This window comes from Domibacillus sp. DTU_2020_1001157_1_SI_ALB_TIR_016 (genome assembly GCF_032341995.1).
In the GTDB taxonomy this organism is placed as follows: domain Bacteria; phylum Bacillota; class Bacilli; order Bacillales; family Domibacillaceae; genus Domibacillus; species Domibacillus indicus_A.
Window position 1 is genome coordinate 1,300,515 of record NZ_CP135438.1, and the last position, 22,468, is coordinate 1,322,982.

Annotated in this window: 23 protein-coding genes; 16 read left to right on the top strand and 7 right to left on the bottom strand. The window is 39.9% G+C overall.

The window, feature by feature from the left end; all coding sequences use genetic code 11:
* Nucleotides 1-517: 517 nt before the first annotated feature.
* From RRU94_RS06110 to RRU94_RS06125, 4 genes are all read left to right on the top strand, one after another.
* Nucleotides 518-1,786: an ammonium transporter gene (locus RRU94_RS06110; protein ID WP_315691955.1), complete on the top strand. Its 1,269-nt coding sequence runs from the start codon at nucleotides 518-520 to the stop codon at nucleotides 1,784-1,786.
* A gap of 353 nt (nucleotides 1,787-2,139) precedes the next feature.
* On the top strand, nucleotides 2,140-2,496 hold the full coding sequence (locus tag RRU94_RS06115) for a hypothetical protein (protein ID WP_315690906.1): 357 nt from the start codon (nucleotides 2,140-2,142) through the stop codon (nucleotides 2,494-2,496).
* A 301-nt stretch (nucleotides 2,497-2,797) separates the two neighbouring features.
* Nucleotides 2,798-3,400: an HNH endonuclease gene (locus RRU94_RS06120; RefSeq protein WP_315690907.1), complete on the top strand. Its 603-nt coding sequence runs from the start codon at nucleotides 2,798-2,800 to the stop codon at nucleotides 3,398-3,400.
* A 120-nt stretch (nucleotides 3,401-3,520) separates the two neighbouring features.
* On the top strand, nucleotides 3,521-4,255 hold the full coding sequence (locus RRU94_RS06125) for a hypothetical protein (protein WP_315690908.1): 735 nt from the start codon (nucleotides 3,521-3,523) through the stop codon (nucleotides 4,253-4,255).
* Here RRU94_RS06125 and RRU94_RS06130 read toward each other — a convergent pair.
* Nucleotides 4,142-4,846, bottom strand: coding sequence for a hypothetical protein (locus tag RRU94_RS06130; protein ID WP_315690909.1), 705 nt, complete (start codon nucleotides 4,844-4,846; stop codon nucleotides 4,142-4,144). The two genes, RRU94_RS06125 and RRU94_RS06130, sit on opposite strands and share 114 nt — an antisense overlap.
* A 963-nt stretch (nucleotides 4,847-5,809) precedes the next feature.
* Between RRU94_RS06130 and RRU94_RS06135 the strand changes: the two genes are divergently transcribed.
* A complete protein-coding gene (locus tag RRU94_RS06135) occupies nucleotides 5,810-6,121 on the top strand; it encodes an IDEAL domain-containing protein (protein WP_315690910.1) in 312 nt (103 codons plus the stop codon).
* 460 nt (nucleotides 6,122-6,581) lie between these two features.
* Here RRU94_RS06135 and RRU94_RS25660 read toward each other — a convergent pair whose 3' ends face one another.
* Nucleotides 6,582-6,698: a Spo0E family sporulation regulatory protein-aspartic acid phosphatase gene (locus RRU94_RS25660; protein WP_410492975.1), complete on the bottom strand. Its 117-nt coding sequence runs from the start codon at nucleotides 6,696-6,698 to the stop codon at nucleotides 6,582-6,584.
* A gap of 151 nt (nucleotides 6,699-6,849) precedes the next feature.
* Here RRU94_RS25660 and RRU94_RS06140 point away from each other — a divergent pair, with 151 nt between their 5' ends.
* The gene (locus RRU94_RS06140) at nucleotides 6,850-7,155 is read left to right on the top strand and encodes a YunC family protein (RefSeq protein ID WP_251273141.1); all 306 of its coding nucleotides are present in this window, start codon (nucleotides 6,850-6,852) and stop codon (nucleotides 7,153-7,155) included.
* Between the two features lie 81 nt (nucleotides 7,156-7,236).
* On the opposite strand, the gene RRU94_RS06145 is transcribed toward RRU94_RS06140, so the two are convergent.
* Together RRU94_RS06145 and RRU94_RS06150 are read right to left on the bottom strand one after the other, a co-directional pair.
* On the bottom strand, nucleotides 7,237-7,590 hold the full coding sequence (locus tag RRU94_RS06145; RefSeq protein ID WP_315690911.1) for a DUF2752 domain-containing protein: 354 nt from the start codon (nucleotides 7,588-7,590) through the stop codon (nucleotides 7,237-7,239).
* Between the two features lie 25 nt (nucleotides 7,591-7,615).
* Complete coding sequence (locus RRU94_RS06150; RefSeq protein WP_315690912.1) at nucleotides 7,616-7,957, bottom strand: DUF4234 domain-containing protein; 342 nt, start codon at nucleotides 7,955-7,957, stop codon at nucleotides 7,616-7,618.
* A gap of 561 nt (nucleotides 7,958-8,518) precedes the next feature.
* On the opposite strand from RRU94_RS06150, the gene RRU94_RS06155 reads away from it, so the two are divergent.
* The 3 genes from RRU94_RS06155 to tnpB all read left to right on the top strand — a co-directional run bounded on the left by RRU94_RS06155 (nucleotide 8,519) and on the right by tnpB (nucleotide 12,340).
* Nucleotides 8,519-9,328: a TrmB family transcriptional regulator gene (locus RRU94_RS06155; RefSeq protein ID WP_315690913.1), complete on the top strand. Its 810-nt coding sequence runs from the start codon at nucleotides 8,519-8,521 to the stop codon at nucleotides 9,326-9,328.
* 98 nt (nucleotides 9,329-9,426) lie between these two features.
* Nucleotides 9,427-10,824, top strand: a complete 1,398-nt coding sequence (locus tag RRU94_RS06160) for an MFS transporter (RefSeq protein ID WP_315690914.1) — start codon at nucleotides 9,427-9,429, stop codon at nucleotides 10,822-10,824.
* Nucleotides 10,825-11,125: 301 nt separating this feature from the next.
* Nucleotides 11,126-12,340 (top strand): IS200/IS605 family element RNA-guided endonuclease TnpB, encoded by a 1,215-nt coding sequence (gene tnpB, locus RRU94_RS06165; protein WP_315690915.1) that lies wholly within the window; start codon nucleotides 11,126-11,128, stop codon nucleotides 12,338-12,340.
* A 195-nt stretch (nucleotides 12,341-12,535) separates the two neighbouring features.
* Here the strand turns inward: tnpB and RRU94_RS06170 are convergent, their stop codons facing one another.
* Entirely contained in the window at nucleotides 12,536-13,387 is an 852-nt protein-coding gene (locus RRU94_RS06170; protein ID WP_315690916.1) for a DegV family protein, read from the bottom strand.
* 125 nt (nucleotides 13,388-13,512) lie between these two features.
* Between RRU94_RS06170 and RRU94_RS06175 the strand changes: the two genes are divergently transcribed.
* The 3 genes from RRU94_RS06175 (at nucleotide 13,513) to RRU94_RS06185 (ending at nucleotide 14,851) form a co-directional block, all read left to right on the top strand.
* Complete coding sequence (locus RRU94_RS06175) at nucleotides 13,513-13,833, top strand: Beta-galactosidase C-terminal domain (protein ID WP_315690917.1); 321 nt, start codon at nucleotides 13,513-13,515, stop codon at nucleotides 13,831-13,833.
* Nucleotides 13,834-13,978: 145 nt separating this feature from the next.
* Nucleotides 13,979-14,221: a hypothetical protein gene (locus RRU94_RS06180; RefSeq protein ID WP_315690918.1), complete on the top strand. Its 243-nt coding sequence runs from the start codon at nucleotides 13,979-13,981 to the stop codon at nucleotides 14,219-14,221.
* A gap of 312 nt (nucleotides 14,222-14,533) precedes the next feature.
* The gene (locus RRU94_RS06185) at nucleotides 14,534-14,851 is read left to right on the top strand and encodes an IDEAL domain-containing protein (RefSeq protein WP_315690919.1); all 318 of its coding nucleotides are present in this window, start codon (nucleotides 14,534-14,536) and stop codon (nucleotides 14,849-14,851) included.
* 227 nt (nucleotides 14,852-15,078) lie between these two features.
* On the opposite strand, the gene RRU94_RS06190 is transcribed toward RRU94_RS06185, so the two are convergent.
* Nucleotides 15,079-15,954, bottom strand: coding sequence for a LysR family transcriptional regulator (locus RRU94_RS06190; protein WP_315690920.1), 876 nt, complete (start codon nucleotides 15,952-15,954; stop codon nucleotides 15,079-15,081).
* Nucleotides 15,955-16,191: 237 nt separating this feature from the next.
* On the opposite strand from RRU94_RS06190, the gene RRU94_RS06195 reads away from it, so the two are divergent.
* Nucleotides 16,192-17,403 carry an MFS transporter gene (locus RRU94_RS06195; RefSeq protein WP_315690921.1) on the top strand — a complete coding sequence of 404 codons (1,212 nt, stop codon included), beginning with the start codon at nucleotides 16,192-16,194 and terminating at the stop codon, nucleotides 17,401-17,403.
* A 42-nt stretch (nucleotides 17,404-17,445) separates the two neighbouring features.
* On the opposite strand, the gene RRU94_RS06200 is transcribed toward RRU94_RS06195, so the two are convergent.
* The gene (locus tag RRU94_RS06200; protein ID WP_315690922.1) at nucleotides 17,446-18,168 is read right to left on the bottom strand and encodes a type 1 glutamine amidotransferase; all 723 of its coding nucleotides are present in this window, start codon (nucleotides 18,166-18,168) and stop codon (nucleotides 17,446-17,448) included.
* 344 nt (nucleotides 18,169-18,512) lie between these two features.
* Here RRU94_RS06200 and RRU94_RS06205 point away from each other — a divergent pair, with 344 nt between their 5' ends.
* The 3 genes from RRU94_RS06205 to RRU94_RS06215 all read left to right on the top strand — a co-directional run bounded on the left by RRU94_RS06205 (nucleotide 18,513) and on the right by RRU94_RS06215 (nucleotide 22,414).
* Nucleotides 18,513-19,646, top strand: a complete 1,134-nt coding sequence (locus RRU94_RS06205) for an ABC transporter ATP-binding protein (protein ID WP_315690923.1) — start codon at nucleotides 18,513-18,515, stop codon at nucleotides 19,644-19,646.
* Nucleotides 19,647-20,073: 427 nt separating this feature from the next.
* The gene (locus RRU94_RS06210; protein ID WP_315690924.1) at nucleotides 20,074-21,075 is read left to right on the top strand and encodes an SIS domain-containing protein; all 1,002 of its coding nucleotides are present in this window, start codon (nucleotides 20,074-20,076) and stop codon (nucleotides 21,073-21,075) included.
* Nucleotides 21,076-21,124: 49 nt separating this feature from the next.
* Nucleotides 21,125-22,414, top strand: coding sequence for an ABC transporter substrate-binding protein (locus RRU94_RS06215; protein WP_315690925.1), 1,290 nt, complete (start codon nucleotides 21,125-21,127; stop codon nucleotides 22,412-22,414).
* The last annotated feature ends 54 nt before the right edge of the window (nucleotides 22,415-22,468 follow it).

Below are 22,468 nucleotides of genomic sequence, written 5' to 3' on the forward strand. Positions count from 1 at the left end.
AGAATTATTCTGGAGGAAATATAACAAGAAAGGAGAGAGAATAATCTGAAGCATTCCATAAACCCCTGTTTTCACCAGAAGCTGTTTGGCCAAAAGAAAGTGGATAGAAAAAATGGACATGGTGATGACGGTCGCTTGTCTATTGACTGTTTAACGGATGACCAATTGAATGATTTGGTTGAATCAATCAAAAAAGCAGCCTGGAACGTTTCCAAAAAACTTGGCTGAATCGGGCTTGCCAAGAGACTGCTAGAAGAGATATTAGAAGACACAATCAAGTTCTCCTTATTGGTAAAAACAGATGGGCTTGTATCAGTATCTGCAGAATGTTAAAAGAAGCAGGCTAATCAGGTGAAACGTCAGAAAAGAAGGCGATTAAATTTCTGAAAATTCAATTAAATAGAAAGGGGTTTTCTTCATGAATCTTTTCGGAAAACGATCAAAATGTACTTATTTGTTTTTTCTTTTGCTGTTGTTGATTCCGGGTAATGCGCTTGCGGCAACCGAAACTCCGGCTATAGATACGGGGGATACGACCTGGGTTTTAATTGCAACAGCCCTTGTTCTTTTTATGCATGTGCCAGGACTTGCGCTTTTTTACGGCGGGCTTGTAAGTGAACGAAATGTCGTATCGACCATGATGCACAGCTTTGTCAGCCTGCTGATTGTCAGTATCGTCTGGGTATTATGGGGCTATACGTTAAGCTATGGAACAGATCTTGGCGGCGGCTTAATTGGCGGCTTGGATTATCTCGGTTTTAAAGATGTAGGCGGGGAAGCAGCCCTTGGCAGCTTGACCATTCCGCATTACTTGTTTGCGATGCTGCAGATTGTTTATGCAGCGATCACCGTTGCCATCATTTCAGGCGGTATTGCCGGCAGAATTTCTTTTAAAGCATGGGTCGTTTTCGCAGCAGTGTGGCCGACTCTTATTTACGCACCGATGGCTCACTGGGTTTGGGGCGGCGGCTGGCTGTTTCAAATGGGAGAGCTTGACTTTGCCGGCGGGACGGTCGTTCATATTTTGTCAGGTGTCGGAGCGCTTGTAGCGGCGTTGATGATTGGTCCAAGACGGGGGTATTTAGAAGAGGAGCAGCGTCCGCATAACATCGTATTGTTCTTGTTTGGTGCTGCGACACTGTGGTTCGGCTGGTTTGGCTTTAATGGAGGCAGCGCTCTTGCATCAGGCGGCATTACATCACTTGCTTTTATCACGACACATACTGCAGGAGCAGCAGCCGGTCTTAGCTGGCTGATCATCGAATGGTCGCTGCGCAAGCGTCCGACGTTAATTGGAACAGCAACAGGGGCCATTGCCGGGCTGGTTGCCATCACGCCTGGAGCAGGATTTGTTACGGTTCCTTCCGCTTTAATCATTGGCTTGCTGGCAGCACCTGTTTGTTATTTCAGCATTCACTTTTTAAAGGCCCGTTTAAAATATGATGACACACTGGATGCATTTGGCGTACATGGTATGGCAGGGATCTGGGGGGCTATTGCCACTGGGCTTTTTGCAACCAAGTCAGTGAACCCGGCGGGCAATAACGGTTTGTTTTACGGAAATCCGGAGCAGCTTCTTCACCAGCTGACGGGGGTGGGCACGGCCGTACTTTTATCTGGCATTGGCACGTTTGTGATCTTAAAGGTAATGGGTATGTTTATGCAGCTTCGTGTAAGCGAAGAAGAAGAAATGATGGGGCTTGATTTAAGCTTCCATGAAGAACCTGCGTATAACAACGAGAACCTAGAAAAAGTGGAAGAACATAAAAATATCTCAGGTATGTGAAGAAAGATGTACTCTATAGGGTACGATTCCAGCTTGCAGCTACTCTTCAACTTGAGGAGTGCCTGCGGGCTTTTTTTGTGCTATCTATTGTAAATATCTGGACAAAATGCTGAACCTAAACCGTATTTTCACTTTAAAGGTCTGTTAGTGGAAAGAATACTTTTTAGGTTATCCACCGAAATGCCAACGTGAATTTACGAAGAAAATATTTTGTATGATCCTTCATATGTACAGGCACTCATAAAATTTCTTTATAAAGAAATGCAAAGAAATCCTTTTTTTAAACAAACGCCCATACCAGCTGTCATCCACTTGAATACAGTAAGGAGAAAGTCAAATGGATGGAGGGTTTAATGTTGGAAGATCAAAATGTATATCCGGAAGAATTTTTCTCTCATGAACAGGGCGAGTTTGATGAAGCACTAGAGGTACAGCAGCCGTATCACTACTATCCAAGACCACGGCAGCCGCGTTACCCGTACTATCCATTGTTCCCTTTGTTTCCATTTTATCCGTATTACCCGTACCCTCGTTATCCGCGCTATCCGCGCTACCCGCGTTACCCTCAGTACCCTGGATACGGCGGCGGATATGGTTACGGTGGAGGACAGTCAGGTGGATATTCTGGCGGCGGATATGGCTACGGTGGAGGGCAGTCAGGTGGGTATACTGGCGGCGGAGATGACTATGATAGAGGGCAGGACAGCTAAAAATACTGTATGTAAAGTAAATTAGAAAATGAGCAAGCATCCATGAAGAAATTCATGGATGCTTTTGTTGTGTTAAATGTCTGTTTTTCTATAAAGGAAAATGAATAAAGTTATTTACCGAATGCTTTTTTCGGCGATTCGCTACAGAGGGGGTCATATAGAGATGTTTCATCATACAGGCATAACCGAGATTGTATACCGAGTTAATGCAGGTGAAGATACATTTCCAAGCGGGAATTTAAAAAAAACGAATAAGTGCTAATCGTGTTTGTAAAAATAACTTAAAGGCAGGTGAGGCGAAATGAACTTAACGGAAAAGCAAAAGGCGTTCATCAGTCATTATTATGCCACCTTAGGTGAAAAAAGCGAGATTGCAACCGTTGAACAAATGGTTGAAGTATTCGTTGTTCTGTACTTAGAAGCGAATGATAATTATGAAAGAGAAAAAGCGGCGTATTCTATTTTGATGATCCATCCTAAGGAAAAGCTGACCGCCTTCGAAGAACTGATCGACGTTCAGGAGTTATACAAGTATGCTGCAGCTAAGCAAAAGAGAGTGAAGAATGGAGCAAAAGAGGCGCAGGAGAGAAGGCACCGGGAGCGGGGCGATTTTTCTTTGACAGATTCCGAGTGGGAGAAAGCCGTCCATCATTTCGGCAATGAATGTGCGTATTGTGGAAAAAGAAATAAATTAACCTTTGAACACGTTGTTCCGTTTTCAAAAGGCGGCAGTTTTGACAAGAAAAATATTATTCCGGCTTGTACCGTATGCAATTCCAGTAAAAACGATATGGACTTTTCTGTTTGGTATCGAAATCAGCTGTTTTACGATGAAATAAGAGAGCAAAGAGTCATAGCATATTTAAATCAGGTAAATGAGCTAAGTTCTTCGTTGAGCAGTTAATTGAATAATTATAGAGAGAGCTGCTTAGAGTTCTCTTTTTTTCATTTGTGTAAAACGTATCCCTGCTAAATGAGGGGTAGGCTTTATGTGAGTTTATATTAAAGACATTGCAACAATGGTGTGACGACTAACCCGATCGTTACGGGCGCCAGATTTCTTCTCGCGAGCTCCAACAGGTCAACACCGCAGATAGCAGCTGCAGAGATCAGCGCCCATGACAACAGTGTGCCGCCGCCGACCCATATACTGCTTACAGAATATGAAGTGAATGAAGCTCATCTGGAGCGCCAGTGGACACATAAATGGATTATGTTTTATGTATCGGACCAGTTAACTGAAAGTGTGATGTGTGAGCGTTGCGGTGAACGAGAAGATAATATTAGAGCATTCTTTTCGGACAAAGAAATGGGAAAGGACGAGCAGCGGCTGTGCTGGAGCTGTTATGAAGAAATGACAGCAGTTAAATCTGACTGGTCGTTTAGTGAATGGTATATGTATACGCAAGAAGAACAGTGGTCAGTAAACAGCAAGCTAACAGGAGAATTAAAAGAGGGATATGAAGCTTACTGCAAAGGTGAAGGAGTTGTTCCTTACTGGAATGATAGAGTACTGCAGGAAGAGAAAGACGAGCAGGACGGATGCTTAACCGATACGGGAGGGTTTCTCTTCCTTAACAGTATACCGAAACTATTAATTGATCAAACAAAAAAGGAGACATTGCTGGTCTCCTATAAATTAAGATTAATCCCATTCTTCGGGTTCGTGAATGATCTCTATTATTTGTTTCATTGTATTTATTTTTTGCTTGAAATCGAAGGTATTGCTATGAGTTTCGAAAGTGTCTTTCTCGATTGAAAAAGTTACGACGGCTTCATTTTCGTGATCTAAAACAGCGAATTTATTGTTGTTATCTTGACTTGCATATAATGAATACGATTCGTGGATTACAAGTGTCCACCCATATGGTAACGAAACTTTTTTTGTTGTCATTGTTTCTCTCCTGAAATTTAAAAATTTATTGATGCACAAAGCGACTAAAAGGGGAAAAGCGACAAAGCTTACTAGACTCAATAAAATATTAGTCTCATTAAAGGCATAACGGAACAATCCATAATACAAAGGACCAATTGTCACAATAAGAACAACAGTGATAAAAATGCTTCTGAGAGGTTGAGGCATATCATCAAGCGTATCATCACCACTGTAATATTTACTATTAAAGCTAAAAATGACATCCCAGAGCAAAGCACCGACGAATACAAACTTCCATACTAACGGAGTGAGAATTTGATCGTCTGTTACATACCCAAATAAGCCAATCCAAGTAATGACGGAAATCACAAAATCAATTTTAGCAGCTGTAGTCTTATAACTACCTTTAACAAGAAATCCAAGGGAAGAAACAGCTAAGATCCCTAAGTAGATTATCCAAAAAATTTGCAGCATTATTCAAATCCCTTTTCTTAAGATTAAACCAATTATACAAAATCTAAAATCAAATGGAAGTGTGTTGTCGAATTAATAGAAATTATTTACTAGAAAAGTGTAAGTTGCTAAACAGTACGTCTAAAAAATTGAATAAAAGGGGTCATAGTCTTGATATAAGGGGGAGGATGGGAAAGTTCTGTAGAAAAAGGAAGAAAATCGAGATGGTGATGTTTAATTAATAAGGAGGGACCTTCCCTCCTTAACATTTTACTTGCTGGTCAATCTGCCATCTACAAAAGTGAATTTTACACCTTTTAAATGGGGCTCTGCATCTAGCCAGTAGAACTGAGTTTTTCTTACTTGTCTAACTTTGTATGGATCTGGACCAACAACTAATTCACCTTCTGAACCGATAATTTCGACGATCTCCGGATATGTCATTCCACGTTCAATTTGATCGTATTTTTCTTGTATGAGGGTGCCTTCCGAATCTTTCTCAGAAGTTTCAGTTGGTTCCTCAACGCTTTGAGTAGATGAAGTATCTATATTCCTCTTTCGGCTGATCACAGGCGGTAAGAGATAAGGTTAAAAATAACAGAGTAAAAGAAATTTTAAGATGCATTTGTTTGTGAAACGTCCTTTCATCGAGATGTAATAACCTATTTTTTACAGTCCTTTATACATTACCCATACAGAAGTAGAAAAAACAAAATGAGGAAAGCACCTTGGAGAATGGATGCTTAGTTACTTAATAGTTCATCCAAAAGCTACATGTAGAGGTGTATGCATCAGCAAATTTTAAACATATGTTAGGCTGCTACCTCATACATTGGTTTGAAAATTTAGAGGTCATCGAATGTGGAGTAAAAATCGTAACGGAAGAAACCTTGCCAGACTAGGTGCTCGAAGAAGAAATTCCCGCCAAGCCAGAAGAGCCGCAATTATCCGGTCAGGTAAAACTTTTCTAAAGGGGTGGCAGAGTTGCGATTTTTAAAGGGAGATTGGGTCATTGCTGATGTCAATGGAGGATACAGCAAAACAGTCGGTTATGTAACAAAAGTGGGTTATTGGGGTGAATACATTCAGATTATGCAAGTAATCCGGCTCACAAACAACCGATGGGAATGGATTAAGCCAAAGGTGAGTTCCTATATGTCGGGCCAACTAGTATCAGCCGTTGAGTTATTTGATCAATATCAAGACAAAACAACACTTATTGACTTAGCACTTCAGACAAAAGACAAAGAATGGTTTGAAGAATTGACGGGAGGATTTAAAAATGTCATACCGTAGAGCGGTAATTGTGCAACAGTGGACGCCAGAAGAAGTATAGGCTTATTGCGCTGAAAAGTTTGGTTCAAAGTGTCCAATATATGTAAAGAAGGCAGAGGAGGAAGATGATCTTCGTTTTTCTAAAAACCGTGAGAGAAAAAGAAATGATCTTTGTCTGACAAGGCCGAATAAACAAAACGGTATCTGAAACAGGGTTTAACCGAAGAAAATATTATTAACCGATATCTTCAGCTTCCATCTGGCGGGCTACAGGAATCAAAGAAACGATGGGGATTTGCATAAAAAAATCCCGGGGTACGCCCGGGTTTAGAGTTAGTATAGTGAACTGAGGTGCCTGCTTGGAGTAGGCATTAATAAAGTGTATTTTATCCCAAGAAAAAATATGCGTGATAGAAATTGAAAACAAAAAAGCAGCCAGGTGTGAGTGACCGGCCAAAGAAACTTCAATATGTATGATTAGTCAGCTATTTTGAAGCTGAAACTGAATAAATAATTTATCTAATTCCTGACTATAAGCCAAGACTTCTTTACTTTCAATATGAATGTTCCGGTTGTAGGTTTTACATAGTACTCTAATCCATAAATGTTAGATTAACGGTGAGCCGACAAGCAAGAAAAATTCTAATAAATAGAGCGTTCGAAAACTGGATAACTTGATATTAGGCAAAACCACTGCACATTTTCCTTTCCTATCTATACCTTATAGGGAGGAAGGAGTGTTGGAATGTATGATAAACATGTATCCAGTAGTTATTGAAGGAAAACAGTTTACCGCCGTAACGATTAACTTTCCGAAAACATATTTCTCGGCTGTTACAAATGAAAAAGGCTATATTATGTGCGGAGCTTTAGATGTGGAAATACTGAATAAGAAAAAAGAGAGAGGCATTATTGCAGGCCGTGCATTAGGTGTAACCACAATTGAACAATTGTTGGAAGCACCGTTGGAATCGGTCACTGATGAAGCGAAAAAGCTCGGCATTGCGGCAGGGATGAAAGGGAAAGATGCACTGCTCCTGATGGCTGAGGATTAATGTTGCACATGGATAAAATCATGACTAAAACAAGATAAGAGCACACGAAAAGGACACAGATATCCGTGTCCTTTTTCTGCTTTACAGCGATACAGGTGCCAAAAAAGCGCCTGTTTCTGTGTTTCGTATGATTCCAAATAAAAGTGCCAGAATGGCTGCGCTGACCATTAAGCGTTCAGCCCATACTCGATTCCCCTTGTAAGACCAGTATATATAAAGTCCAAAGAAAGGGATTAGGACATAAACGAGCATATTATAGCGGAAAGATTGATACAGATTCCCATCAATCAGGGCTAAAGATGCTCTTGTAACACCGCAGCCGGGGCAGTAAAAGCCTGTTACTTCCCGGAACAAACAAGGAATATGCAGACCCCATTTTGGAGAAAGAACTTTAAGGTAAATAAGGGCTGCTATGAGAAATGCGGCCCCTATCAAAAGTTTTCTTTCCCACGCTTTTCTATTAGTCCACGAGCTTATTAATCTCTGCCTGAGCGATTGCCATGGATATAATCCCAAATCCAAACACCCCTAAAATGACAAATAGAACGCCTTGATCCGAAGAAGAAACGCCTTTCGTTTCTTGTGCTGCTCGTAAAGCCCGGCCGATTTTATAGTACCAGTATAACGTATAAAGTCCACACGTAATCAGCCCTAAAAGAATGGCCATTCCTCCAGATAAAGAGTAATCGCGGCTGAGTTCACGAAGATCTTCTGACAATGTGTACTGCCAGTACAAAGTGTACAGACCGCATGTAATTAAGCTAAGAATGATTGCAATTGCAACGCTGCGTTGCTTTACCATGATGACACGTCCTCTTTCAGCAATTTTATAGCAAGTTCATTCCTGCCAAGCAGGTAAGGGTGAACGACTATACCTCAAACTCATGTCCTTCAATCTTTTCTGTTCGAAAGAATATGTACAAAATAAAAAAGCAAACTGGGATAAAAAGATTGATTCAACAGACCTAATCTATAATAAATGAAACAAAACTATAAGTAAAATGGAATTTTGAAAAGAAAAGTATGAAATAGGAAAAATTGAATTTGGGTGCTCTACAAACTTCTTTTCCTCCAGATTAAGCCGATTCGTCCTCTTTAAAATTCAGTAGTCCATTCGCTAAATATCCCTATTTAAAGGGGGATAAAAAGTAAAAAAAAGAAGCATAAAGCTTTGCTTTAGACTTTTAAACTATAATTTCATTTAAGGTTAAGCTGTATATTTTCGTCATTTCAATTGAAGGACAGCCATTAAAAATATTAAAGAAAAATCAAATAGGTATAAATGAGTAATAACGCCATTGACACTCATATAAAGAATACCTATAGTAATTATTATAATAACTACTAATTAAGGGAGAAGCTAATGGAGGAAATCTACAAAGAATTGCAAAAACTAGGCTTTTCCCAATACGAATGTAAAGCCTATATTAATTTGTTGAAAAATTCACCTGTAACAGGATACGAGGTCAGCAAGCGATCTGGTGTGCCCCGCTCTATGATTTATGAGGTTTTAGGCAAGTTGCTGGATAAAGGTGCTATTTATACTGTTCCTTCAGAGCCGGTGAAGTATGTGCCTCTTCCGGCGAAAGAATTAATCCAGCGCATGCGGAAAAGCTTTGATGAGTCTTTCGATTTTCTAGAAAAGAATCTGCTAACGTTAGAAAATGAACAAGAAACAGATGTAATTTGGCGTGTAAATAGTGACGAGAAAGTGATGACTGAAATTATAGAAATGATTGATGAGGCTCAAGAAGAAGTCTGGTTATCCATTTGGAACCCTCAAGCCGCAGCTGTTAAGAAAGTGATAGAGAAAAAAGTTAGTGAGAAAATCAAGGTATTTTCAATGCTTTTTTCAGAACCAAACACGAAACTAGGTATCACGTACCATCATGATTTTATGGCTCACGATATATCAGAAAAACGAATGGGCGGACACTTAACGATTGTTGTCCGGGATAAGGAAGAAGTATTAATTGCCAATTTCTCTCCTGATACAGCTGCTTGGGCAGTTAAAACAAAAGACCCCGCCTTGGTTTTAGTGGCAACCGAATATATCAGACACGATATTGCATTTGGGGAGCTTGCAAAAGAAGTAGGAATCGATAAAGTACAATCTTTTTGGAGAAATGACCCAGATCTGTACTACGTAGTTACAGGAAAACGGTTCGAATAATGAGCCGTCTTTTCTTTGCTTTTTTAAATAGACGTTAGGCTTATAACACCTAAAATGAATACGGAAAAGAATTAAAGAGGAAAGGACTGAGAAGAGTGATGACCCATACTATATCAATTCTTGTACAAAACCAGCCGGGCGTTTTGGCTCAATTATCGGAATTGTTTAGAAGCCATGGTTATAATATTGAGAAGATTAAAGCGGGGAAGAGTAAAAAAACAAGCCTCACTAAAATTAAAATTGCTGCTACGGGAAGCGATGAGTCATTCGAATCTCTTGCTGTACAATTAGGGGACATATCACATGTAGTAGATGTAGATATATCTAGACAACGACATTACTCTTTTTGGCTAGTAGCCTATTGCTTGTGTATTACGTTACTTGGCACTAATCTTCCCGCTCCTCTTTATGCGGTATACCGATCAGAATGGCAAATGTCTTCAGGAATTATTACTTTTTTGTATGCACTCTATGCGCTCATTGTAATTCCAACTATTATTATTGTTGCGCAGTTTTCTAAACAGTGGGGAAGAAAAAATGTATTATTTGCAGGTGTCATCTTTTCTATTTTAGGTTCTGTTGGTTTTGCCTTATCAAGTGGTGTAAGTGGATTACTTATCGCCCGTTGCTTTCAAGGACTATCAGTTGGAATTCTAAATGGGATCGCCGTTACGTATATGACAGATTTTCATCCTAAACATGACAAGGTGAAAAGTGCATTTGTTGCTGCTATTGCCGGAACCCTAGGAAATGCGGTGGGGCCGCTTGTTTCTGGTTTCCTTGGAGATTATTCACCCTATCCTATGCAATTTTCTTACGCTGTCCATGTTTTACTTGCTGTTGCAGGGCTTTTGGGCCTGAATTTTATGTTGGATAGCAAAACTGCTACAAAACATGTAACCGTCCTTCAAATACCAGTCATTTCAAAATCTTTAAGAAAGCCTTTCTTGCTGGCAGCTTCTGCCTCTTTTCTCTCCTGGGGCGTTATGAGTTTAATGCTGTCGGTTATACCGACCTATCTTAATCTTTTCTCCAACCAGCCTAGTCTTAGTTTTTCAGGGGCCATGGTGGCTTTAGTTCTAGGTTTGTCAACTATTCATCAAGTCATATTGAGAAAACAGCCTGTATTTCGTTTAATCGTAATAGGTTATGTTCTTTTAATTCTTGGATTACTGTGTTTATTTCTCACCTTATGGTCAAAATCCTTATTATTGCTCGTTTTAACGACTATTTTTATCGGATTGGGGAATGGACCGAGTTATGCAGGCAGCTTAGCTTACCTTAATCAAATTTCCACAGACGACAATCGAGCAAATATGACTTCTTCTTTTTTCGTGGTGACATATTTAGGAGTCAGTATTCCGGTCATAACGCTTGGTTACGTTGGACAATGGCTGGGTCTTACTCATGCCATTCAGGGGTACTCTTGTATTATGATTGCTTTAATTGTTATCAGTCTTTTTAGTTGGTTGAGAAAAAACAAAAGTGAAAATTAAGATGTACACAATTCTGAATAGTTCAATTGGGTGTTTTCCTTCATTCTTTCTAACCATTTAATAGCCCAACAAGTTCCATATAGTGCTGCAATCTTATCGGAATTATAAACACGTAATAAGCAAAAAAAGAACCTAGGCTCAATCCAAGGTTCTTTTTTATCATCTTCGGCGAGAACACCCCTACTTCAAGCTTGCTAAGTGGGGGATGAATCGCTGCTCTTTCAGTCATTCTTTTTCCTTGAACGCTCTATTGCTAAAATGGTGTAATTAGGTATAGAACAAACGTTCAGGGATGGGGGAAATGATGAAAACCAAAACAGATGAAACAAAGAACCTTCATTTTAAAGCCTTTCGGTTTAAAATCCATCCAAGTGACGAGCAAAAACAACGGATTAACCAAACGATCGGCTGCTGCCGGTTTGTCTACAATTATATATTAAATGAAAACATCAAGAGTTTCGAAAAAACAAAAAAACGGTATACAGAAACAGCTGCCAAAAAGCTTCTCCCCGGGCTAAAAGAAACATTCAAATGGATGTCTGGTCCTGATAGTATTGCTCTTCAGGCAAGCATCGAATATCAGTACGAAGGATTCAAAAAATATAAGGATCAGCCGAAAAAAGAATTAAAAAAACGAGCCGCTAAAAAATGTGCAGAAGGCTATACGCCAACGGCGTATGACTTTAAGGGCCATCCGACATTCAAAAGCAAGAAAAACCCGGTCCAAAGCTACACAACCAAAATGACAAATAACAATATTAAAATCGTGGACAATCGCATTCAGCTGCCAAAACTCGGCTGGATTCGTTTCTCCAAGTCCCGAAACATCGAAGGCGACATTAAGCGTGTCACCGTGCGCCGAAGCAGCACCGGCCGGTATTCTATTTCGGTCATATGCGAGATGCCTTATTCTCCGTACAAACCAAGCACCAGCGATGCCGTTGGCATTGATCTAGGATTAAAAGAGTTTGCCGTGCTCTCCAACGGTGAATCCATTGCCAACCCGAAATACTATCAAAAATACGAAAAACGGTTAGCCTTTCTTCAGCGTGCGTTTGCACGTAAAAAAGAAGGGTCGAAATCGTGGGAAAAAAATAAAGCCCAGATTGCTAAACTGCACGAAAAAATCAAACACACAAGAGAAGATTTTCTTCACAAGCTGACGACCAGGCTCGTTCATGAAAACCAAGTGATCGCAGTGGAGAATTTGTCAGTGAAGAATCTCGTCCAAAACAAAAAGCTAAGCAAGGGGATTCACGATGCGTCATGGTCGAGGTTCAACGAAATGCTCGCCTACAAAGCGAAGTGGTACGGACGGACGATGATAAAAGTCGATCCGTTCTTCCCATCAAGCCAGCTCTGTTCCGGGTGTGGCCACCAGCATAAGGATGTAAAAAATCTTGCTGTCCGGGTGTGGGAGTGTCCTTCCTGCGGCGTGCGTCACGACCGGGACCTGAATGCGAGCCTGAATATTAAAAGAGAAGCCCTTCGGCTTCTTTCACTTCAGTCTATTTAAGCTTAATCATAAAACCGTTGGAATACGGGATTAGCCTGATTACTGAGGGTCGAAGATCCTCTTGCCCAGGAATCCCCCACTTCAACCGTCAGGTAAGTGGGTGGTAGTTCAATGATCTATTTACCAACCATAGCTATAGAGACTCTTTTTTACTCGTTTAAAAATCACAGCAGTATGATTAAGCTTATGAAAAAATTATACTTCTAAACCGGCAATTCCGAAGGCACCAGGACCGCCATGGGTGGAAATAACGGCACCAGCTTCGATCCATGTAACATGTTGAAAACCCGCTTCTTCAGCGATGTTATCCATCTGCTTCTTAATACTCTCATCAAGCCCGATTGAATAAAGAAAATAGAGCTGTCCTTTATCGATATTATACTTATTTAAATAATCATGCATCATTTTCACTGTGACGCGGCCCATACTGCCACGATATTTCTTTGTTGATACAAGTTTACCATCTTCTAATTCAATGAGTGGTTTAATTTTCAATAAAGATCCGCTGAGATAAGCGGCATTTGAGACACGGCCGCCCGCTCTTAAAAAATCAAGGCTGCCAGGAAGAAAGGCAAGACGCGACTTGGGAACCTGTGATTCGATTTTTTCGATCAAATGAGCAGGGTCTATAGCAGGTTCTGCTTCCAGCAGGGCAACCGCATACATGACAATCGCCATAAGGCCGCCTGACACATTTAAAGCATCAATCAAAAAAATATCGTCAAATTCCTCGGCCGCGATAACCGCGTTTTGAAAGGAAGAAGAGGCACGTGATGTGTAGCCGATATGAATAATAATGCAGCCGGGAAAATCTGATTGGATTTTCGTGAAAAATTCGTGATATTCATTGGAATTGACAGAGGTGGTAGAAGGTATTTTTTTTGTACGTTCATAATAGTCATAAATATCACGAACAGGAATGAGGCCATCCAAGTAATCCTGTCCGTCCATAATGACATGCATGGGCACGACTTGAACACCGCACTTTTGTGCTACATGAACTGGTAAATCGGCTCCGCTTTCAGTAGAAAAAATAACTCTTCTCATTAATATCTCCCCTTTTCCGTTCTGCGGCCACTTTTTTATGTTTATTCTATTTTCCAGCTATATCATATGGTGAAAGTATGAGATGATTAATAAAAAGTGTATATGATTTTGAATGTTTTTTAAAGATGAACAGTCACTGGCTGTTCATTTTGCTCTACATTAGCGCCCGCTTACATGATGATTTCCATAGAGATTTTTATCAACCATTGATTAGTGAACTGTCTCTTGTGCCTGCTTTTACTGTTCAGAATGGCAAAGGCGTATCGCTACAGGTTCGCCAGTCTGAAGAAAAAGACTTTATTTTCATGATAAATTTTACAGAAGCAGAACATCAAATAACGCTTGAAACAACAGTAAAAGATATAGTGACCGAAAAAGAGCTGGCAGGGGAAATCACCCCGGCAAAATATGAAGTGAAAATAGTGGAGAAGATAAAAGTTCATTAAGCTTTAGAAGCATCCAATTTATGCGGTAAAACCGCTAAAGTGGATGTCTTTTCGCATTTTTTAGAAGATGAGCACATTTTCTTGCAAGCGATTACTTGAGAGAATTGTCGCTTTGAGAGATACTAATGAAAGGTGTGAAAAAGGAATGAAAAGAAAAAGCCGTAAACTTTCAGTTTTAATTATGCTATATGTACTTGTCGTGACATTTACTTTAAGCGGATTTCAGACAACAAGCGGCCTTGCTGCTGGGGTGGCAGAATCCCCTAAAGCTGCTGACATCTTTGTGAAAAAAGTAGAATTGAACAATCTATCTATGTTTTTGCAGGGCAGGGATGCACACAAATCGAATATGTATGTATGTGCCCGGAGAGGTGAAAAAGAATATTAAGTACATAAGACTGTACAAGGTTGGACAAACTGGAACAGCCTTATAGTGAATAATATTCTTATTGAGGATGGAGCAGTTACAATTGGCGCCAGAATAAAGTATCAGTTTTTGGCAATGAATAAATCAAAGAAATAGACAGAAGACAGCGTGGATACAGCCATGCTGTCTTTTATATAAATCAATGATTAAAATCTGTATAAAAAGTAGATCATAATAAAAAAAGTTGATTAAGTGCTCCTTGATTCATTATGGATGAATAAATATGAATTTTTCAGAAGTAATAATAAGAAAATAAAACAGAGGGGTAAGAAAATGAAAAATAAATTACGATTTCAAGTCGGTCAATGGGTGGAAGGAGAAACGTGGGACAAACAAAGAATTTACGGTTATGTGGTAAAGGTAGGAAAACCTGCAGATATCACAAAAGTATATATTGTCGATTCAGCCAATGAAGAATTACGTGGAAGAATGATTCATGTTTTGTCCAAATCGCTTCAAAAAGTTCCCGAGCAGACACCAGTTGAAGCGGCAATTGAACAGCTGATTGACCTGGCACTTTTAACAAAGGACCAAGGCTGGTTTGAGCATTTGTCAAAGCAGCTTTGTCAGTTGAGAATGCAATATTCATAGCTGTATCTATTTTCCTTTATATTGAAAAATCAATTTTAAACAGAGAAGTGGAGTATACAGCCAATGAAAAGGAGCTCACTGTGAAAATAAATAATGATCAGATTTAAGCAGCATCCACTTTGCACATTAAAAGGGCTGGAGTGGATGCTTTTATTATATTAAAAAGGCGATGAAACAACGGGATCTAAGCTGTTTTTATACCTATGTTTACAGCATTTCTCTTCTAGTTATGAAAAGTGATTGAAGATGAATTGTTTAAATTGAAGCGCTGCAGGTGATAAATATCTTCCTTCCACCCAGGCAATGCCAATGTTCCGCTCACAGCGCGGCTGTGATACGGGTATTTGCGCGATTTGGCTTTGATCGGTTCCTTTTAAATCAGGCAGAATCGAAACACCCAGTCCTGCGGCGACAAGCCCCGCTACCGTGTCCGCTTCTTCTCCTTCAAAAGTAATCCTGGGCGTAATGCCTGCTTCTTTGCATAATTGTTCAATCGCAATCCGAAGAGAGTATCCTTGTTTCAGCATAATAAAGGATTCATCTGCAATTTCGTTTAATGTAATGCTTTTATGCCCCGCTAACGTATGGTTTTTTGGCACAATTACAAAAAGTTCTTCACTCCAGAGCTGTCTCCACTGAACAGGAGATTTAACTTCCGCTGGAGCTATTAAACAAAGATCCAATTCTCCTGATTGTAATTGCCGAAGAAGGGTGTGAGAAGAGCCCTGTGTAAGCTGAAAGTCAATTTTAGGATAATGGGTACGAAAGGAAGCGATAAAATCCGGAATGAGATTGGTACTTAAAGTATGAAGAAAACCGAGCGATACCTGGCCTTGATCAGGCTCAAGCAAATCCTGAATTTCTTGTTTTCCTTCTTGAAATTCTGCCATAATCCGGTCTACCCGCTTTAAAAACAAACGGCCATATGAGTTTAACTTGATTGAGCGTCCTTGACGTTCAAACAAAGGAACCCCGATCTCCTCTTCAAACCGGGCAATGGACCGGCTGAGAGCAGGCTGGGAAATGGAAAGAGCCTCTGACGCCCGTGTTACATGCTGCATACGGGCAAGTGTTTGAAAATATTCGAATTGCTGCCATTCCATTGGGTAACACCTCTTTTACTATTGCTGTCTTATTACATAAATGTATTAAAAAAATGATTATAATCAATTATACATTATAAATGATCGGTGATACCATAGGAAGCGAAAACACACTCGAGGACGTTTTTGCACAAAAAAGGGAACAGGCCTGTTTCAATCTATTCTTTTACTACCGAAAAAAGAGGCATGATTTAATATGAAAGATAGAAGAAGTATAAACATGAACGAGCTGATGCTATGAGTTATATAGGGGAGGGAACCCCGGTTTTTCGCAAAACCAGTTTTGCTTTTTTTGCAGCTGGTTTTAATACGTTTGCGATTCTTTACTGCACACAGCCTTTAATGCCTGAATTCACAAAAGAATTTGCAGTTTCTCCCACAGGTGCAAGCCTGTCGCTTTCCATTACAACGATAGCGCTGGCGGTAAGTATGCTGGTCTTTGGTTCCTTATCAGAAGTCTGGGGACGCAAGCCGGTTATGGTTTATTCCATGCTGACAGCTTCAATCCTTTGTTTATTGACTGCCTTCAGTCCTACGTACCCTTTCTTACTAGTACTTCGAACCGTTACAGGTGTTGCTTTGGCGGGTCTGCCTTCAGTAGCGATGGCCTATCTTGGAGAAGAGATAAAGCCTGGCAGCCTCGGGTCGGCAATGGGTTTATATATTAGCGGCAATGCGATTGGAGCTGTATTTGGACGGGTATTCTCGGGCTTGCTGAGCCACCACCTTGGATGGCATATCGCTATAGGAGGAATAGGGGTCATCAGCCTGGCTGCTACCCTGATTTTTTGGAAGAGTCTTCCGCCATCACGACATTTCAGGTCCAGTCCACTGCAAATTGGACAGCTGGGAAAATCATTAGCGTACCATTTAAAGGATCCAGGGCTGATTTGTTTATTTGGATTAGGTTTTTTGCTTTTGGGAAGTAATGCAGCCCTATTTAATTACATAGGGTATCTTTTAACTGACCAGCCTTACTCATTAAATCCATCTCTTGTAAGCTGGATATTTATCATTTTAACCATTGGCATGTTTAGCTCTATATGGAATGGAAAGCTGGCAGACCGTCATGGCAGGCAAATGATCCTGCTATTGAATCTGTTCCTGGCATCCTGTGGTGTCCTTTTAACGTTAGATCCTCATTTGCTTAGTAAAATATTCGGCTTAGGACTATTCACGTTTGGCTTTTTTGGCGGTCATTCCATTGCAAGCAGCTGGGTGGGGCAGCGTGCTTTAAGAAATAAAGCACAGGCTTCTTCACTATATTTGTTTCTGTACTACACTGGATCAAGTATAGGAGGCACGGCTGGCGGCATGTTTTGGACCTCTTTTGGATGGAGAGGAATTGTCACCATGATTATGGGCTTTTTACTCTTTGCTTTCATCCTATTAGCCTACCTTTCAAAAATGGATGTTAAGTCGAAGCAGGTCGCAGAATATAAAATTTAAGTTGAAAAAGCCTCCTGCCAGTGACAGGAGGCTTTTTTTGAATTAAGAAGAAAGAGATAAAGCTTCGCTTTGCACACTTGCTTCGATATTGCGCAGCATGGAAAACAAAAACTTTTGGGAAGCCCGGCAGTTTTGCCAGGAAGACAGCATAGCTTGAGGGGATTGAATAAATGGGCCTTCTTTCAAAGAAGGATGCAGATGTTTTGCAATATATTGTACGCTTTCAGGCGTGAATTCTGGATGAAATTGAAGACCAAGCACCCGGTTGTTTACAGAAAACATCTGCCTTGTGCATGCCATGCTGCCAGCTAAGAGAACCGCTTTGTCCGGTAGTTCAAATGTATCTTGATGAAATTGAAAGAAAAACTCAGGGATCACAACATCTCTCAAAAACGGATGCTTCCGGGCGTGTGGATGAAAAGCGACCGGCCACCAGCCTGCTTCACTATATGTGTGCTGCCGTACTTCTGCGCCAAGTGTTGAGGCGATAAGCTGGGCTCCCAGACAAATGCCAAGCACATGTTTCCCGCTGTCAATGACGTTTTTCAGCCATTGTTTTTCTGTTTTAAGCCATGGATACTTGTTTTCTTCATAGACAGACATGATGCCGCCGAGCAAAATGACTAAATCAAATTCAGAAGGGTCGGGGAGGTGTTCTCCTTTATGCAGCCGTGTAGATGTAACCAGCTGATCGGTTTCTTCAAGCCATTGATGTATTGATCCTAGTCCAAGCAAATCCATATGTTCGATAATGTGTACTCTCACAGCCCTCACCCCTTTTATATTTCTTTTTATTATAAGAATTTCAGGTGGAAAGAGGAAAGAAAGGGTTAGATTTTCTGACAGGATTCTTAAAAATAATTTTAAAACGAGAAAGTCAGAAAGGAACTAACTGAAAGAAACTTGAATTGGCTTATTACAATACCATTTTTATTGCATAATGATCTTCAGGAGCATATGTAACAAAAGCAGATTCTCTTTTTGGTTATATCAACCAAAAACTGGCAACGTGCACAAAAAATAAAACCGAAATTTCGTCACTTTGTTACATAACATATTTTCTGAAAATTTAATAAACTGAAACTCATCAAGATTGAGGAGGTAATACTTTGGCAGAACTTAAACTAAATCACATTTATAAAGTGTATGATGGAGACGTTACAGCAGTACAAGATTTTAACTTAAGCATAAAAGATAAGGAATTTATTGTTTTTGTAGGGCCCTCAGGCTGTGGAAAATCTACAACACTGCGTATGATTGCTGGACTCGAAGACATTTCAAAAGGTGATTTTTTTATGGATAACAAAAGAGTAAATGATGTGGCGCCAAAAGATCGCGATATTGCTATGGTATTTCAAAATTATGCACTATATCCGCATATGACAATTTACGATAACATGTCATTTGGTCTTAAGCTTCGTAAAACACCGAAAGCAGAAATCAAACGGCGTGTGGAGGAAGCTGCACGCATTCTTGGTCTTGAACCGTATTTGGATCGAAAGCCTAAAGCTCTATCTGGAGGTCAAAGACAGCGTGTGGCGCTTGGACGCGCAATCGTTCGAGATGCAAAAGTGTTTTTGATGGATGAGCCGTTATCAAACCTGGATGCTAAACTTCGGGTTCAGATGCGGTCTGAAATTTCTAAGCTTCATCAAAAATTGCAGACAACCACAATTTATGTCACTCACGACCAAACAGAAGCAATGACAATGGCAACCCGTTTAGTTGTAATGAAGGACGGGGTTATTCAGCAGGTTGGAACACCGAAAGAAGTCTATAATCGTCCAAACAATGTTTTTGTTGCAGGATTCATTGGATCGCCTGCCATGAACTTCTTTAAAGGAAAACTTGAGAAAGACTTTTTTGTGGTGGGTAATGTTCAAATTAAGCTGCCTGATGAGAAGTCAAAACGCTTAAAAGCACTAGGCTACGCTAATAACGACATCATACTCGGTATACGGCCAGAAAGCATCTATACCAACCCCGATAAATCTCCCGCTGGCTCCGTTGTCGATGTAAAAATTGAAGTGGCAGAATTACTGGGTGCAGAAACACTTGTATACTCATCTATAGGAGGAACCAACTTTGTTGCAAGATTAGGTGCAGACATAGCAGTAAAGGCTGGTGAAATTATGCCGTTAGTGCTTGATATGAAAAAAGTGTATTTTTTCGATTCTAGTAGTGAGGAGTGTATAGATTTAAAAACAGCTCATACACCTAACTTACTGGCAGAATCAATTTAAAAGTGAAAGGAGAGAGACACTTAATGAAAAGACAGCGTTTCGGACTATGTACAGGCAGCCAGCTGACTTATAGTAGTTTCTTCTTCAGTTAGAAATAAAGCAAAATAATACTCAATTCAGGCAGAGAGAACACAGTGAGATTATATAATAAATAATTTTTAGAAAATTTAAATAAATAGTAGACAAATTAATCATTCTCTTTTACTATAAAGGAGAAGTTACGGATTTAAAGATTTGGATTATCGTTTTGTAGGGGGTGCTTGAAAAAGTTTAATAGAGGAGTTTCTTGCCGTATAATAAAGTTCCTTTATTTATATTCAAATTTATGACGTCATATGATGTATACAAATTGTCTTATTTTTTTAACCTAATATATGACGTCGTATGATGTCCTAAAAATATCACTTACTCTAGGGGGAATAGATCAATGCCAATTAACGTACCGAATTTAAATGAAAACGTAAAAACCATATTAAATGGATTGGAAAACCGTAATATTACTGATGTGTTTTTTGTAGCATGCGGTGGATCGCTTGCTGTGATGTATGCGAATAAATACTACCTTGATCGTTATTCTAGAGCTTTGAGAGCCAATTGCTATAATTCTGATGAATTTGTTTACCGCAATCCTGTTGCTTTATCGGAACATTCTTTAGTGGTTTTATGCTCGCAAACCGGTACAACGAAGGAAACAGTAAGAGCAGCTGCTTTTGCTAAGAGTAAAGGGGCAATTACGGTAGGAATGACAGTCGATAAATTTTCTCCACTTGCCAAAGAGGTTGATTATATTCTTGAATACGAAGCATCCTATACGACTGGCATTCCTATTGATGCAGTAAAGAGTAATTATTCTGTGATGTACCAGTTAGATGCAGGTCTTGTAAAGCTCTTTGATGGTGTAGACCGGGTGTCTAAAACCGTTGAAAGTTTAATGAACCTTCAAACGGTGATTGATAAAGCCCAAGAGCAATACGACGAAATGGGAACTGATTTTGCCCATGCATTCAAAGATGAAAAAGTGATTTATACCATCTCAAGCGGCTTAAGTTATGGATCAGCCTACTCTTATGCTATTTGTGTACTGATGGAGATGCAGTGGATCCATTCCCAAGCAATTCATGCCGGTGAATTTTTCCATGGGCCATTTGAAGTGTTAGATGAAAGTGTACCATTTATTCTCTTAAAGGGGATTGACGAAACAAGACCTATAGAAGACAGAGCTCATGACTTTTTATCAAAATACGGCGGCAAACTGATGGTTTTAGACGCCAATGAGATTGATTTTTTAGGAATCGATGAAGAGATGCGGGCATATGTAACGCCGCTAGTTTTCTTTGAGGTTCTATGGAAGTTTTCTTATAAACTGGCGGATCTCAGAAATCATCCAATGCTTGAAGGAAGAAGATACATGAAAAAGTTTGCTTACTAAGCATCGGTTTAAACAGCTTGTATAACAGAGCAAGGGGGATGAGTGGTCAATGAAAAAAGTTTTAGCTAGTTTGGTATCGATCTTGATGATAATCAGTATGTTGGCAGGGTGCTCCGCAGGCAGTTCTTCTGGAAACGGCTCAGGGCAAGAAGATGGCATTACATTAACCTTGCTGCATCGGTGGCCTAATGAACCCTTTAAAGGATACTTTGATGCTGCTATTGAAGAATTCAAAAAAGAAAATCCAGAAGTTAATTTTAATGTAATAAGTGTTCTGAACGAGGACTACAAACAAAAAATTAACGTTCAATTAAGCAGTGATACACCACCAGATATTTTCTTTACATGGGCAGGTGAATATGGAGACAAATTCATCCGTGACGGAAAAGCCCTGGATATTACAAAATACATGCAAGAAGATGGGGAATGGAAAGAGACAATTATTCCTTCTGCTTTAAAACCATTTACTTCAGAAGAGAAAATTTACGGTGCACCTGTGCTGATGGACGTTCGAATGATGGCCTACAATAAAGACATTTTTAAAGAACTGAATCTGACTCCGCCTAAGACGTGGGATGAATTTATCAAAGTGTTAAAAGTGATCAAGAAAACTGAAACGACTCCTCTTGGCTTAGGAAACAAAGCTCCATGGAATGGCGGTTTGTATGTTACAAGTTTAAATCAGCGGATGGTAGCGCCGGAAGTATTAGCAGCTGACAATAACCGGGCTACTGGAGAGTTTACAGACCCAGGATATGTGGAAGCGCTTAAAAAATTGCAAGAACTAGTTCCTTATATGAATGAGGATCCAAATGCATTAAGCCGCGAAGAAGAAAGAAGTTTATTTGTAAATGGCCAAATTGCGATTATGCCATTGCATACGATTGAATTCCCTTACGTTAAAGATGCTCCGTTTGAATGGGGAACGTTTAATTTCCCAACGATTGAAGACGGCAAGGGGAAAGAAGCAGTGGTAACAGGAGCTCCCGAAGGATTTATGGTTTCATCCGAAACGAAACATCCAGAAATGGCAGCTAAGTTTCTAAAGTTTTTAACGTCTAAAGAAATGGCAGAGAAGTGGGTAGAGACAACAGACGTAATCAGTACAACAAAAGGAGCAGTCAATGAGAACAACTCTTCTCCAATTATGTTGGATGTAACAAAAGAGGTAGAAGAATCAGACGAGATGGTAATCTGGCTTGATACAGCTCTCGAAGGAAAAGTGTTCCAGCCTTACTTGTCTGGTATTCAGGAATTGCTGAATGAAGAAAAAACGCCAAAAGAAGTTATGAAAGAAGTACAAAGCGCCGCCAAGGAAGTCCGAGAAGCAGCAAAATAATAGAAATAAAAGGTGCAGCGGTCCGCGGCATGCTGCTGCACTTTTATTATTATA

Excerpts from the sequence above, each read along its gene's own strand:
- RRU94_RS06185 (WP_315690919.1), top strand. The coding sequence starts at position 14,534 with ATGAAAAATAAATTACGATTTCAAGTCGGTCAATGGGTGGAAGGAGAA.
- RRU94_RS06190 (WP_315690920.1), bottom strand. The coding sequence starts at position 15,954 with ATGGAATGGCAGCAATTCGAATATTTTCAAACACTTGCCCGTATGCAG.
- RRU94_RS06180 (WP_315690918.1), top strand. The coding sequence starts at position 13,979 with ATGAAAAGAAAAAGCCGTAAACTTTCAGTTTTAATTATGCTATATGTA.
- tnpB (WP_315690915.1), top strand. The coding sequence starts at position 11,126 with ATGATGAAAACCAAAACAGATGAAACAAAGAACCTTCATTTTAAAGCC.
- RRU94_RS06215 (WP_315690925.1), top strand. The coding sequence starts at position 21,125 with ATGAAAAAAGTTTTAGCTAGTTTGGTATCGATCTTGATGATAATCAGT.
- RRU94_RS06175 (WP_315690917.1), top strand. The coding sequence starts at position 13,513 with ATGAACAGTCACTGGCTGTTCATTTTGCTCTACATTAGCGCCCGCTTA.
- RRU94_RS06150 (WP_315690912.1), bottom strand. The coding sequence starts at position 7,957 with ATGGTAAAGCAACGCAGCGTTGCAATTGCAATCATTCTTAGCTTAATT.
- RRU94_RS06210 (WP_315690924.1), top strand. The coding sequence starts at position 20,074 with ATGCCAATTAACGTACCGAATTTAAATGAAAACGTAAAAACCATATTA.
- RRU94_RS06195 (WP_315690921.1), top strand. The coding sequence starts at position 16,192 with ATGAGTTATATAGGGGAGGGAACCCCGGTTTTTCGCAAAACCAGTTTT.
- RRU94_RS06130 (WP_315690909.1), bottom strand. The coding sequence starts at position 4,846 with ATGCTGCAAATTTTTTGGATAATCTACTTAGGGATCTTAGCTGTTTCT.
- RRU94_RS06120 (WP_315690907.1), top strand. The coding sequence starts at position 2,798 with ATGAACTTAACGGAAAAGCAAAAGGCGTTCATCAGTCATTATTATGCC.
- RRU94_RS06155 (WP_315690913.1), top strand. The coding sequence starts at position 8,519 with ATGGAGGAAATCTACAAAGAATTGCAAAAACTAGGCTTTTCCCAATAC.
- RRU94_RS06160 (WP_315690914.1), top strand. The coding sequence starts at position 9,427 with ATGACCCATACTATATCAATTCTTGTACAAAACCAGCCGGGCGTTTTG.
- RRU94_RS06170 (WP_315690916.1), bottom strand. The coding sequence starts at position 13,387 with ATGAGAAGAGTTATTTTTTCTACTGAAAGCGGAGCCGATTTACCAGTT.
- RRU94_RS06115 (WP_315690906.1), top strand. The coding sequence starts at position 2,140 with ATGTTGGAAGATCAAAATGTATATCCGGAAGAATTTTTCTCTCATGAA.
- RRU94_RS06140 (WP_251273141.1), top strand. The coding sequence starts at position 6,850 with ATGATAAACATGTATCCAGTAGTTATTGAAGGAAAACAGTTTACCGCC.